Origin of the sequence: Yinghuangia aomiensis (genome assembly GCF_039542225.1) — a bacterium.
GTDB lineage: Bacteria > Actinomycetota > Actinomycetes > Streptomycetales > Streptomycetaceae > Yinghuangia > Yinghuangia aomiensis.
The window spans coordinates 17,573-30,712 of sequence record NZ_BAABHS010000002.1 but is presented as its reverse complement, the minus strand read 5'-3'; the positions used below and the strand labels follow the sequence as shown (position 1 = coordinate 30,712).

6 protein-coding genes and 2 tRNA genes are annotated in these 13,140 nt (G+C 75.6%); all 8 read right to left on the bottom strand.

What is annotated here, in order from left to right:
* Nucleotides 1-33 precede the first annotated feature (33 nt).
* A complete protein-coding gene (gene rpmG, locus ABEA93_RS02560) occupies nt 34-198 on the bottom strand; it encodes a 50S ribosomal protein L33 (RefSeq protein ID WP_004571794.1) in 165 nt (54 codons plus the stop codon).
* Between the two features lie 78 nt (nt 199-276).
* Nucleotides 277-349, bottom strand: a tRNA-Met gene (locus tag ABEA93_RS02555).
* A 46-nt stretch (nt 350-395) separates the two neighbouring features.
* Nucleotides 396-468 (bottom strand) — tRNA-Thr (locus ABEA93_RS02550).
* A 68-nt stretch (nt 469-536) separates the two neighbouring features.
* Nucleotides 537-2,522, bottom strand: coding sequence for a hypothetical protein (locus tag ABEA93_RS02545; RefSeq protein ID WP_345673577.1), 1,986 nt, complete (start codon nt 2,520-2,522; stop codon nt 537-539).
* Nucleotides 2,519-6,205, bottom strand: a complete 3,687-nt coding sequence (locus ABEA93_RS02540; RefSeq protein WP_425584781.1) for a DUF5682 family protein — start codon at nt 6,203-6,205, stop codon at nt 2,519-2,521. The genes ABEA93_RS02545 and ABEA93_RS02540 overlap by 4 nt, the downstream gene beginning before the upstream one ends.
* A gap of 4 nt (nt 6,206-6,209) precedes the next feature.
* Nucleotides 6,210-7,361, bottom strand: a complete 1,152-nt coding sequence (locus ABEA93_RS02535) for an ATP-binding protein (RefSeq protein WP_345673576.1) — start codon at nt 7,359-7,361, stop codon at nt 6,210-6,212.
* A complete protein-coding gene (locus tag ABEA93_RS02530; protein WP_345673575.1) occupies nt 7,358-12,277 on the bottom strand; it encodes a hypothetical protein in 4,920 nt (1,639 codons plus the stop codon). Before ABEA93_RS02530 ends, ABEA93_RS02535 begins: the two co-directional genes overlap by 4 nt.
* Nucleotides 12,274-13,125: a DUF4132 domain-containing protein gene (locus ABEA93_RS02525; protein ID WP_345673574.1), complete on the bottom strand. Its 852-nt coding sequence runs from the start codon at nt 13,123-13,125 to the stop codon at nt 12,274-12,276. The genes ABEA93_RS02530 and ABEA93_RS02525 overlap by 4 nt, the downstream gene beginning before the upstream one ends.
* Nucleotides 13,126-13,140: the final 15 nt, after the last annotated feature.

Below are 13,140 nucleotides of genomic sequence, written 5' to 3'. Positions count from 1 at the left end.
GGGTGTTGCCGAGTCGTGGTCGCGGACGCCGGGTCAGCGGGTCTCGCGGTGCGCCGTGTGGGCGTTGCAGCGCGGGCAGTGCTTCTTCATCTCAAGACGGTCCGGGTCGTTGCGCCGGTTCTTCTTGGTGATGTAGTTCCGCTCCTTGCACTCCACACAGGCAAGCGTGATCTTCGGGCGGACATCAGTGGCAGCCACGGGAGCGCCTTCCTGGTTCGTGGGTGATTTGCAGCAGAAGCAGCCGACCTGGGGTCTCCCCCACATCGGCTCCTTGGGTAGCGGCGACCGGACTTGAACCGGTGACACAGCGATTATGAGCCGCTTGCTCTACCGACTGAGCTACGCCGCCTCGACGAAGGCCCCCGCCCGTCGCCGGGCGGGGTCTTCCTCGTCAGAGCCCCAATACGGAATCGAACCGTAGACCTTCTCCTTACCATGGAGACGCTCTGCCGACTGAGCTATTGGGGCGAGCAGGTGAAACCATACACGGCCTGAGCCCCCCACAGGAAATCGGTTAGCCGCCGCATGTCCGAGGGTCATTCGGCGGCGGCTTTCGCGCCCTCTGGCGCGCCCCAGGCGGACGCGGTGAGCACGCTGCCGACGGCGCGTTCGTAGAGAGAAGCGGCCAGCCAGGCGTCGGCGAGCCGCCCGGTGTCGGCGGGCAGCAGCCGCCCGAACACGTCGCGGCCGCGGTCGGCTGCCGCGGCGGCCAGCCGGTCGAGGACGGCCGCGCCGGCGGCCATCCCGCAACGCCGCAGGCGGGAGGTGTCGCGGGCGAACGCGGAGGGTCCGGGGGCGAGGCCCGGTCCGGTGCGGGGCGCGGCGGCGAGCGCGAGCGCTTGGCGGCCTCCCGTAACGGCGCGCTCCACCTGACGGCGAATCACATACGCGGGCGAGGCGTCGTCGGCGGTGCCTGCCGCAGTGAGGGTGGCGAAAGGTGGCGTTGCGGGGCGTACGCCGGAGCCATCCGCCGCGGCGGCGTGCTCCCGGGCGGCCGCGGACGATCCGCCGAAGTCGGCGTGTCGGAGGCGGTCGAGGCCGAGGTTGACGCGGCCGTGCAGGGCGTCCACGAGGGTCAGGCCGGTCGGCTGGTCGGGATCCGGGGCGACGGCCAGGACGCGTACCGCCGGAGCGGGTCCGGGTTCGAGGCGGCCGACGAGGCGGAGCCGTAGTCCGGGCCGGGACGCGAGCAGGCGCAGGTTGTCGCGGTAGGCCAGCTTCGGATGGTCGTCCGCGACGAGCAGGGAGACGAGCAGCGAACCGCAGCGGGCGAGGACCCGGTCGGCGCCATCGTCGCCGGGAGCGGCGCCGAGGATCTCGGCGTCCAGGAACATCAGCTCGGCCCCGGCCCGCCGGATGTTCGGCGGCAGCTCCGCGGCGGCCGCCGCGCGGACCGCCTGGTCGGCCGGCGGGGTGTCCCACAAAGAGGCCAGGGGTTCGGTGTGCCAGGAGACGCCGGACGAGCGGACGGCCTTGACGGCCGCGCCGGCACCGAGACGCCCGGTGGGCGATTCGGTGGCCCCGGAGACGAGGAGCCCGGCGCGGGTCAGCGCGTGGTGGTCGACGGCGGCGTCGCCCATGCGGATGGCGCGGGCGGCGGCGCCCGCGATGCGCTCCGGGCCGCCGGGCATGACGTCGGCGACGGTACGGAGGACACCGTCGGCGCCGACGGTATAGGTGGCGACCCCTGCATGACCGGTGTCCGTGCGGATCGGCTCGGTGAACAGGCCGTGCAGGCGGAGCGAGCCGGCGTGCGCGTAGGCCTGGCGCGCGGTCCCGGTGATCTCGCCGCCGGTCTCGCCCGCCGACACCCGGTGGGCGACGTCGAGGAGTTCCACGAGTTGGTCGGTGAGTTCGGCGAGGCGGAAGGCCGGGTCGTCGGCGCGGGCGGCCCGGAGGCCCGCGGTGACCGCGACGGCCGCCGCGGCGGCGCGGTGCAGCCCGGCCAGCTTGGCGGTGTGCGCGGCCCGGAGCAGTCCGGCTTGGACGACGGCCCCGGAGCCGGCGGTGCCGGCGTCGAGGACGGCCGCCGCGGCGTCGCGGAGGGCCTGGGCGGCGGAGGCGCGGGCGGCGGCCTCCTTGGGGTCGGTTGCCGCGGCCTGGACCGACCCCGGTCGGTCGTCGGCGGGCAACCGGTCGCCGCTGTCCGCGGACTCGGCGGGTGCGTCGGCTCCGGCAGGTTCGGCGGCCTCGGCAGGCTCCTCCAGGGCGACGCCGAGGCCCGACACCACGGCCGCGCGGTGGCTGCAGGCCGGGGCCAGCAGGCAGGCGCACACGACCTGTTCGTCGCGGGTGACGACACCCCCGGGGGCGTCGAGGGTCAGCGCGGCCTCGTCGTCGACGGCGATGCGCCAGGTGTCGCCGTCGCGGGTGGCGGGGCGGTCGCGGAGTTTGGCGACGCCCGCGTCGAGGCGCTTGCGCAGGCGCGGGGACAGCGCCTCGACGATGGCCGCGGCGACGTCGGGGCGCACCGAGACGGCCGTGAAGACGTCGGCGGCGGTTGCTGCGGTCGGCTCGGTCAACGGACTTTCTCCCCTACCCAGCGGGCCAGTTCGGTCGGGCTGAGGGCCGCGACGGGCATGCCCGCGGCGACCAGTTGGGCGGCCACGGACGTCGAGTAGCGCGGCTTGCCGCGGTCGTCGAGGCTCGCGCAGCCGAGGACGTGGCAGCCCGCGCCGACCAGGCTGCGGACCTCGCCGAGCAGGCCGCCGATCGGCCCGCCCTCCTCGAAGTCGCTGACCACGGCGACGAGCGTGCGCGACGGCACGGTGACCAGTTTGCGGGCGTAGCGCAGGCCTCCGGCGATGTGCGTGCCGCCGCCGACCTGCACGCCGAGGAGCAGGCCGAGCGGGTCGTGGACCTGGTCGGTGAAGTCCATGACCTCGGTGGAGAACGCCACGAAGTGCGTGGTGAGCGCGGGGACGCCGGCGAGGATCGAGGCGGTGAGCGCCGACCAGATCGTGGAGGCCTCCATCGAGCCGGAGACGTCGACCACGAGGATCAGGCGCCAGTCGGCGCTGCGGCGGGCCTTGGTGCGGAAGACCGGGCGCTCGGGGACGACGGTGACCGTGCCGTCGGCGCCCGTCCGGGCGGTGCCCAGGTTGGCGCGGATGGTGCGGGGCAGGTCGAGGCCGCCGCCGGGGCGGCGGCTGGGGCGCGGCACGGTGATGCCGGACAGGGCCGGGCGGAGCCGGGTGGCGAGTTCGCGGGTGAGTTCGGCGACGATGCGGTCGACGAGCGGGCGCAGCGCGGCGACCCGGGATTCCGGGAGGCCGGTGGCCAGGTCGAGGACGGTTTTGAGCAGGTCGACGGACGGGACGGCGGCGGCCGGGTCGAGTTCGGTCACCGCGTCGCGGCGGCCCGCGGCGACCGCGGCGGCGAGGACTTCCTCGCGGACGGCGGGGCCGAACAGGGCGGCGAGGTCTTCGGACCAGTCGCGGGCCGACGGGTAGGAGGCTTCGCGGCCGGCGCCGGTTCCGTCGCCGCCGAGTCCGCGGCGGGAGCCTTCGCCGCGGCCCGAGCCGTACAGCTCGTCCAGGGCGGTGTTGACGCGGGCGGCGCGGCCGCCGAGCCGGTCGGTGCGGCGGGCGAGGACCAGGCGCCAGCGGGTGGCGGGGTCGAGGTGGTCGGCGGGGTGGTCGGCGGGGTGGTCGGCGGTAGTACCGGTGGGATGGTCGGAAGATTGCGGAGCGCCCCCGAGGGCCCGGTCCACCGGAGCTTTCGTGGTGGGGGAAGTCTGGTGTCCACAGGCGGCGTTGACGGTCGGATGATCGGCTTCGGAAGGTCGCGGTTCGGTCCCCGGGTCGGGTGCCGTGCCGGGCTCGGCCGGCCACAGGCCGCGGGCCGCCAGCACGCGGCGGGCCGCGGTGTCGGCGGTCGTCCACGCCGCGAGCGACTCGGGGGCGATGTCCGTTTCGGCGTCGACGTCCGTGCCGAGGAGTTCCTCGACGACGGCGAGCACGCGTCCGCGAGCCGCCGGGGACAGCGTGTCGAAGCCGCCGCGCAGCGCGGGCAGCCGGGACAGGAACGCCTCGTCGGACAGGATGCCGACGCGGTCGAGCAGCGGTTCGAGGGCGCCGCCGCCCGCGGCCAGCAGCGGGCTCGCGGCGGTGAGGACGCCGGTGAGGCGCCGGGCGAGTTCCGCGCGGCGTGGTGCGGTGCCGGCGTCGTCGAGCCACGACGCGGCGCGTACGCCGAACGCGTCGGCGGTGTCGTGGCCGAGCAGGACCCGGACGGCGCCGGCCGCCGCGGCCATCAGCGGGGTGCCCTCGCGGGCCAGCCGGTCGAGCGCGTCGGCGAGCCGCATGCCGCCGAACGTGTCGGCGCGGCGCGCGAGTTCCACCAGCGCGCGGGCGTCGGCGGGGTCGTCGGAGCCGGTGAGGCCGTCGATCTGGCGCACGGCCGCGGCGGCGAGTTCGGCAGCCGCGGCGGCGGTGCCGGGCGGCACGTCCGCGAGACCGGGCGCGTGGCCCGCGCTCAGGCGGTCCAACAGGGCCATGCCGGAAAGGAGTTCGGGCAGCGTTCCGCACGCCGGGAGGACGGTGCCGACCTCGGCCGCGCGTTCCGCGGCCAAGTCCGGCAGCCCGCACGCGGCAGCGGCTTCGAGCCCGGCGAGGACCTGGGCCGCGGTCGGCCCGTCGGCCTCGTGCTCGCGCCGGTGGCGGTCGCGCAGCACGCCTTCGCAGGCCTGCTCCAGGGTCACGCCCCGGATGCCCGCGACGTCGAGCATCGCCGCGGTCGACGGCGTCCAGCGGATCCGCCAGCGCGTGGTGAGCGCGTCGGCGCCGCCGGTGCCGGTCACGTCGGTTTCCTCGGCGTACGGCACCCCGCACACCGCGAGCCGGCGCAGCAGCAGCTCGCGCCGGGCGTCCGGTCCCCCGCGCTGCGGGTCGAGGCGCAGTTCGCGCTCTCCCGCGCCGGGGTCGTGCGGGCCGGGGAGTCCCAGGTCGGCCAGGTCGGTCTCGACGGCGGGGCCGAGGCCGCTGCGGGGCGTTCCGGGAGCGCGGCGGCCGGCCCGGCTGCCGACCAGCACGCGTTCGAGGGCGCGGGCCACGGCTCGGCCGCGGCCGAGCGGTTCGCCGTGCGTGAGGACGGTCTGCACGGCTTCGGAGAACTCGCCGCGGCCGGCCGCCGGGAGGCCGCGCAGCCGGGCGAGGTCGCCCGCGACGCGGACCACTTCGCGGGCGTCGGCGGGGCCCGAGGGGTGGCCCAGGCGGCGCAGTTCCGCGCTGATCCGGGTGGCGGTGCGGGCGATCGCGTCGTCGAGGGACGTGGTGTCGCCCGCGGCGGTGAAGACGTCGTGCTGCCATTCGGGGTCGCGGATGCCGGCCGGGTAGCCGGAGCGTTCGTCGAGGAGCGCGTAGGTGTAGGGCACCAGCGAGGTGACGACGGGTTCGGGCGCGGTGTCCGGGAGTTCGGCGTCCGCGGGGTCGCCGTCGGCGAGGAGGGCGGCGGCGTGGAAGGAACCGACGACCGCGGCGGCGCGGGTGCCGTCGGCGGTGGCGTCGCGCAAGGCGCGGCGCATCCAGGCTTCCCGGCGCAGGTCGACGGCCGGGACGCCGTCGCCGGCCGCGGCGTCGTGGCGCAGGGCCCAGCCGACCATGAGTGCGGCGCGGCGGAGGGCTTCGGGGGTTCCGCCGGGGGCGGCGGCTTCGACGAGGCGGTCCCACAGGTCGTCGCCGGGGCGGCCGGTGAGGCGCCGGGTGAGCAGGCCGTGCAGGCCGGGCCCGGTGCGGTCGGCGGCGGTGTCCGCGTCGGTGTCGGCGAGGGGCGCCGGAGCGGTGTCGGGTTCGGCCGTCCAGCCGCGGTGGCCGAGCGGGAGGTCGGCGGCGACGACCGGCACGCCGGAGCGGAACGCCCAGCGGATGGCCGCGAGTTCGGGTGAGAAGTCGGCGAACGGGTAGAAGCCGAGCCCGTGCGGCCCGGACCCGGCGAGCGCCACCGGGGCGCGGGTGTCCTCGTGGGCGAGCCACGGCAGCCATTCGGCGAGGTCGGCCGGGAGTTCGACGAGGAGGACGCCGGGGCGGGCGGCGTCCAGGAGCGCGGGTATCGCGGCGGCGAGCGACGGCGAGTGGTGGCGTACGCCGATCAGGAACGGCCGGTCGGCGGCGGCGAGGCGTTCCGCGGCCTCGCGCGGGTCCGCGGCGGGGAAGGCCCGGGGAGGCCGCACGGCGGCCTCCCCGGTGCCCTGGTGCGTGTCCGACACCCGGTCAGCCCTCCAGGACGTGGCGCAGGTCCCACAGCGTGCGCCAGGTCGCCGAGCCCTGTTCGGCACGGCGGCGGACCGCCGCGTCCCAGTAGCCGAGCAGCCGGGCGGCGTCCGCGGGGTCGTCCTTGCGGACGACGCCCAGCAGGTGGCCGGGCAGCAGCCCGAGCACGTCGCGGTCGCCCGGGAAGTACGCCGACGCGACGCCGAGGGCGGACGCGACGGCGACGGCCTCGGCGGTGCTCATGACCGTGGACGGACGTTCGATCTCCCAGCCTTCCGCGCTGCGGCCGGTGCGCAGGTCGCGGAACGCGGTGACGAGGGCTTCGAGGACCGCGTCGTCGACCGCGAACCCTGCCCCGGCGCGTTCCACCGAGCCGCGGGCCTGGCGGCGGACCAGGGCGGTCTCCTCGTCGAGGTCGGCGATCGGGCCGATGGTCTCGAAGTTGAACCGCCGCTTGAGGGCCGCGGACATCTCCGAGACGCCGCGGTCGCGCAGGTTGGCGGTGGCGATCAGCGTGAACCCGGGTGCGGCGTGCACCTGGGCGTCGCCGGTGCCGGCCAGTTCGGGGACCGCGACCCGGCGTTCGGAGAGCAGCGAGACCAGCGCGTCCTGCACCTCGGGCAGGCAGCGGGTCACCTCTTCGACGCGGGCGACGGCGCCGCGGGACATGGCGGTGAGGACGGGCGACGGCACGAGCGCCTCGCGGCTGGGGCCCTGGGCGAGCAGCAGGGCGTAGTTCCAGCCGTACTTGAGCTGGTCCTCGGTGGTGCCCGCGGTGCCTTGCACGGTGAGTCCGCTGGTGCCGCAGACGGCCGCGGCCAGCAGTTCGGACAGCATCGACTTGGCGGTGCCGGGTTCGCCGACCAAGAGGAGGCCGCGCTCACCGGCCAGGGTCACGACGCAGCGTTCCACGAGGGAGCGTTCGCCGACGAACTTGCGGGCGATCGTCATCGACGCGGACCCGTCGGGGAGCTTGAGCGCTCCGTCGGAGCCCATGACGAAGGTGACCACGGCGCGCGGGGTGAGCCGCCACGCGGGCGGGCGGGGGCCGGTGTCGTACGCGGCCAGGAACTCCAGTTCGGCGGCGTAGGCGTCCTCCGGCGGCTGGATCTGCCGTCCGGCGGTCACGGGTTCGGTGGTGTCGGTGGTCATCGGCGGCGTCCCCTCCGGGTACGGGTCTCCAGCTGCTCGAATCCGGGCGCGTCGCCCTCGGCGACACGCTGCCACGCGCGGACGAACAGCTCGTCGACGGGGTCTTCCGGGAGGATTCCGCGCACGGCGTCGGCGACCGGGTAGAGCCCGTCCTTCCAGACCTCCAGCGGCAGGGCCCGCTTGTACTCGTGCCAGCCGCCGGGCAGGAACATCGAGCGGCCGGCGCGGGCGCGTTTGGCGGTGACGACCAGGTCGGTCGCGGCGAGTTCGGCGCGGGCCTTCTTGAGCCGGGCCGGCTTCCAGCCGGTCCAGCGGGCCGCGTTGCGGTCGGTCGGGTCGGGCAGCGCCAGCAGCTGGAGGTAGAGCGTGGCGGCGTCGTCGCCGATCTCGTGGGTCTTGGCGACCTCGGCGACCAGGTCGGGGACCGACCGGGACGGGTCCTGGGCGTAGTGGACCTCGCCGCCGATCCCGGTGCCGAACACGCGGTCGAAGTCGGCGCCGAGGACCTCCCGCAGGGATCGGAGGCCGTGCCCGCGGTACTCGCCGCCGAGGCCGACGAGGCGCAGCAGCTCCAGGTCGTCGGCGCCGGTGAACGCGGCCGGGCGGACCCAGATGTGGTCGCCTTCGCCCTGTCCCCAGGGGGCGAGCACGACCGCGTCGCCGATCCGGAGGAGCCCGTCGGGCTCCCAGGCGCCTTCGCGGGGCAGGCCGGCCGCTTCGCGGAGCGCGGGCGAGGTGTATTCGCCGGCCGGGGACCAGTTCACGTCCGCGTGGACGAGCAGGTTCGGGTCGCGGAGCCGTTCGCGGATCATCGCGGTGATGCGCGGCAGGTGGGTGCGGACCGGGTCGCCGTACGGCAGCCGGTAGGCCAGCCAGCGGGCAGTGAAGATCAGGTCGGCCAACTGGCCGAGGTTCGGCACGGCCGCGGCGTCGGCCGCGACGAGCTGGTTCTGCTCGTCGAGCTTCTGCGTGGTCGTGCGGGTCAGATACGGCACGTCGGACGAGTTGAAGACGGCTTCGAGGACGTCGGCGCGGATGTGCGCCTTGTCGGCCGCGTCGGCGACCTCCTCGGGGACCCGGACGACCGCGCCGAACGCGGCGCGCCACGCGGCGACCACGGCGGCCGTGTCCGGGCCGTCGGTCCACAGCGCCGCGGCGTCCCGCGGGATCGCGGTGCGCAGCAGCCCGCGGACCTCTTGGCCCCCGAGGCTGCCGAGCCGTCGGCGTGCGGTGTCGGCCGCGGTGGGCTTGAGGCCGATCGCGGCGAGGCCGTCCGCCTCGAAGGCGGATCCCGAGCCGAAGCGCGGGAGGCCGGCGAGCAGGTACGCGGCTTCCGCGGGACGGAGGTCGGTGTCGGCGCACAGCGCTTCGACGTGCGCCGGGTTCCACGCGATCGGGCCGGACTCCGCGACGAGCCGGAGAAGTTCCGTGACCCGGGCGCGGTCGTCCGGGTAGTCGAAGCGGTGTTCGTCGTGGACGGTGAACCCGTCGACCGCGGCGAACGCGCCGCTCGGGTCGTAGTCGACGGCGCGCCACACCTGCTGCCGGTCGTGGCCCCAGCCGTCCTGCGCGATGATCACGACGATGCGGTCGCCGTTGCGCAGCACGTCGCCGACGCGCGTGCCGGGGGCCTGTTCGGCGGCGAGGCAGACCCGGCGCAGCTGTCCGGGCCGGTGCAGGGCCTCGGCGGACAGTTCGTCGGCGAGCAGGCGGATCGCCGCGCGGTGGTTCGCGGCCGGGTACACCGAGGCCGCCCGGAAGAGCAGCGGTTCGAGGTTGCCGACCAGCGGGGTCCAGTCGGTCTTCAGCGGGGCCAGGCGGACGCGTGTGGTGGACCAGCCGGCGGCGGCGTTCGGGTCGGGGCTCGTGGCGAGCAGCCCGGCAATCGTGCGGATCTGGTTGAGGATGCCGAAGCTGGTGCCGTCCGAGTACCAGTAGGCGCGTCCGGCGAACCCTTCGGCGGCGGCGGCGATCGTCTCGTCCTCGCCGTGCTTGGGCTGGTACTCGTCGGGGTCCTGGGCGGAGGCCGCGGGCGGGTTGCCGAACGCGGTCAGGCCGCGCTGGAGGCGGGCCGCGACCAGGGTGATCCCGCCGACGCCGTCGGCGATGCGCGGGTGGGCGACGCCGGGCAGCGCGGCCTCGACGGTGGCGAGCGGCAGCGGCTCGGTGACGGCCGTATCCGGTTCGGCGGCGGCCTTCGCGGCGTCGTACTCGGCTTGGGCGCCGTCGATCAGCGCGCGGGCCTGCTCGGTGCCGGTGGCGCGGAGCGCCTGCGAGGCGGCTTCGTCGCGGGGCCGCAGCGCGTGCCAGTACGCGAGGTCGGGGACGAAGCGGGTGCCGGCCGCGTGGTCGCTGCCGCGGTTCCGGAGCTTCACGTCGCCGAGGTGGAGGTCGCCGTCGTAGAGGCGGACGTGCTCGTCGTGGACGGCGACCGTCGGGCGGGCCCCGGGGACTTTGACGCCGCCGACGGGGCTCCAGCGCGGACGTCCGTTCCACAGCAGGTCGGCGGCGGGCAGGGCCGCGGTGTGCCCGTCGGTGGTGCCCGCGGTCGCGACGCCGTGGTCGTCGATCCGGACCCACGAGCCGAGGAGGCGGCCGTCGGTGCCGAACGGGGTGTCCTCCAGGCCGGGCTGCATCGGGCGCAGCGTGCACTCGTCGACGACCAGGCTGCCGCCGTCGGCGACCGCGGCGGCCCACGGGCCGGGCAGCGAGGCGCGGCCGCGGTTGCCGGTGGCCGGGTCGTACTCGTACCAGGCGGACGGGTAGGTGTCGGTGTTCCACACCCAGTAGCCGGTGCCGTCACCCGCGACCGACCGGCGGTGCGGCAGCGCGGTGTCGCCGGCGTGGAAGGTGCGGTCGCCGGTGACGCGGCCGCCGTCCGGGTGCGGCAGGGACTTGTGGCCCGGGTCGTAGCCCCAGCGGTTGGGGACTTCGCCGGTCGGCTCGAAGACGTCCGCCGGACGCGACGCCCAGTAGGCCTGTGGGGTGTCGTCCTCGCGCCAGACGACGAGGAGGTCGCCGTCGATGTGGAAGAACCGGGTGCGGCCGCGGTCGTCGGGCTTGCCGGGGATGCGCAGGTCGTGGTCGAGGAGGATGCCGTCCGGGCCGACCACGACGGCCTTGGTCGGGGTGGACAGGATCAGCGCGGGCCAGGCTTCGTCGGTGTTGACGACGAGCTTGCTGTCGTCCGGGTAGCCCGGGGCGATGCCGCGGCCTTCGGCTCCGAGCAGCTTCATCGCCTCGTCGAGCGCGGGCCAGCCGAGTTCGTCGAGGATGCCGGCGCGGAGGGTGCGGGCGAGGATCGGGGCGGGGTCGAACGCGGCGACCCGGGCGGCGGCGTCCGGGTGGACGTCGGCGCAGACCCGGGCGAACGGGCGCAGCACGCTCAGGAGCGCGAGCGCGTCGGGCAGGCCCGCCTGCTGCTCGAGTTCGGCGGTGCGGTCCTCGAGCCAGGCGTGCAGGCTGCCGCGCAGCACCGGGTGGGCGGCGGTCGCCGGAAGGTGCCGGCCGCTGTCGGCGTTGCCGAGCCTCCCGACGGCGGCGCGCAGCAGCGGGGCGATGCGCGGGTCGGCCGCGGCGGCGGCGAGGTCGCGGCGGCCGTCGCCGGTGTCCTTGAACCAGTCGGCCAGTTCCAGCGAGGCGCCGTCCGGCGGCGTCTCGACCGCGACGCCCTCGGCGAGGAGGAGGTCGAGCAGGTCCGGATCGGCGTTCTTGCGCCACGTGGCGCCGAACAGGCCGACGGCCCCGCCGCCGGCGCGCAGGGCGGGCGCCATGCGGGCGGCGAGCGCGAGGGTTTCGACGTGCCGGCCGCGGTCGCGGTAACCGCGCCGGATGTGCCCGGCCCAGCGGCTGAACCAGCCCGCCGCTTTGCCGGGCTCCAGGGCGCCCGGGGTGGTGAGGAGTTCCTCCGCGCCGGCGGCGGCGAGGATGCCCAGCCACAGGTCGTCGACGTCCTCGGCCTTGCCGGAGCCGGGGTTCGGCATGATCTCCAGCAGCCGGATGCGGAGTTCGGGCTGTTCGGCGGCGGCCGCGGCGAGGGACTTGGCGAACGTCTTCCAGAACGACACCGGGGCGCGGACGATCGCCGAGCCGGGCAGCAGTTCGGCGATGAGCGCACGCTCTTCGGCGGCCTGGTCCCGGCCGGTCGCCTTGATCATGGCGCGGGCGTCCTCGGCGAGGCCGGCGTACGGCGCCATCCCCGCGGCGCCCCGTTCCACGCACAGGCGGCGGAACTGTGTCCAGGCTTCGTCGGGGCCGAGGCGGCGGGACAGGTCGCGGGCGTACTCCTTGAGCGCCTTCGCGGTGAGCGCGCCGGCGAACGCGAACTCCAGGAAGACCGCGCGGAGACGTTCCTCCTCGACCACCAGGTTGTGGACGCGTTCGGCGTCCCGGGCCTTGCCGAAGAACGTGGCAGCGTAGGTCGTGTTGTCGTGCGCGAGGAAGATCCGCGCGGCCTGCTCGTAGAACGTCGGCAGGAAGTGCGGGACGGCGCGGCCGAGGCGTTCGCCGAGCGCGGCGAACCCGTCCTTGGCGAAGCCGGGCTTGCTGCGGGCCTGCCGGTCGAGGCGTTCGATGTCGCGGACCAGCGCGAGGGCGTGGTGGCCGTTGGCCGGGTCGTTGACGAGCGCCCACGCGGGGAAGCCGAGGGTTTCGCGGCGCACGTGGCCGACCTCGGGGGCGTCTCCGTCGCGCACCAGGCCGAGGAAGTCGAGTGCGAGGTCTTCCGCGTCGCCGAGGGTGCCGGGCACCAGCCGGACTATGCGGCGGTCGTCGAGCGCGGGGTGGACGTAGGTGCGGGCGGTCAGTGTGTCGACGTCGTCGCCGGAGACGCTGCCCGACGGCAGGATCGCGCCCGCGTCGAGAAGCTCGGCGGCGGTGTCGGCGGCGGTGTCGGGGTGGGGCTGCTGGGCGGTCACGCCGCGTCCTCCTGGGTCTCGGTCGAGCGGCCGGCGTACAGCGCGGCGGCCATGCGCATGCCTTCGGACCACGCGACGGGCGGGACCTCGGCGAGGTGGAGGCCCCGGCCGCCGGGGCCGGTCCAGGTGAGCTGGCCGGTTTCGGTGCTCTCGTACGGGTCGAAGTCGCCGAGCCACACATGCGCCTCGGTGGTGCGGCCGTCCTCCAGCACGGGCAGCACGGCGTCGCCGCCGCGCACCTGGTAGCCGAGCGACGTGGCACGGCCGAGCAGGAAGCGGAGCTGGTCGAACTTGCCGCCCGCGTACTCGTCGACGCTGCGGGCGTCGGCGGCGGGGTTCTCCGGCTTGTGCCAGACCTCGCGGTACAGCTGCCCGATCTTCTGGTCGACGCCGAGTTCGGCGGCGAACTCGCGCAGGTCGTCGAGGTCATCGAGGAGCACCGGGTGCGGGATGCGGACTTCGTCGGCGGCGACGCGGACGGTGTCGCCGTCCAGGTCGACCATGCCGATGCCGCGCTCCGGGTCGGCGTCGCGGAGGAATCCGGTGGTGCCGTCGCCGGTCGTCACGACGAGGTCGCGCAGCACGGCCTGCCAGGCGGGGTCCGGCCACACGCGGACGACGACGTGGGCGGGGACGGCGAGGGACCGCACCATCCAGCGTTCGACGTCCGCGACGCAGGCGCGTTCGTGCCGGTCCAGCCATTCGACGAACTGGCGCAGCCCGGACACGGCCGGATCGTCGGCCAGTTTGGCGGGGACGCTTTTCAGCCGCTTGCCCGCGGAATTGCGGCACACGACCGTGCCGTCCTCGAGGGCGACCTCGTAGTCGCCCGCCCGGACCCAGCCCATGAACAAGTCCCTCCC

What these genes read in the sequence shown, in the direction of transcription:
- ABEA93_RS02535 (WP_345673576.1), bottom strand. Translation starts at nt 7,361, where the DNA reads ATGACCACCGACACCACCGAACCCGTGACCGCCGGACGGCAGATCCAG.
- ABEA93_RS02525 (WP_345673574.1), bottom strand. Translation starts at nt 13,125, where the DNA reads ATGGGCTGGGTCCGGGCGGGCGACTACGAGGTCGCCCTCGAGGACGGC.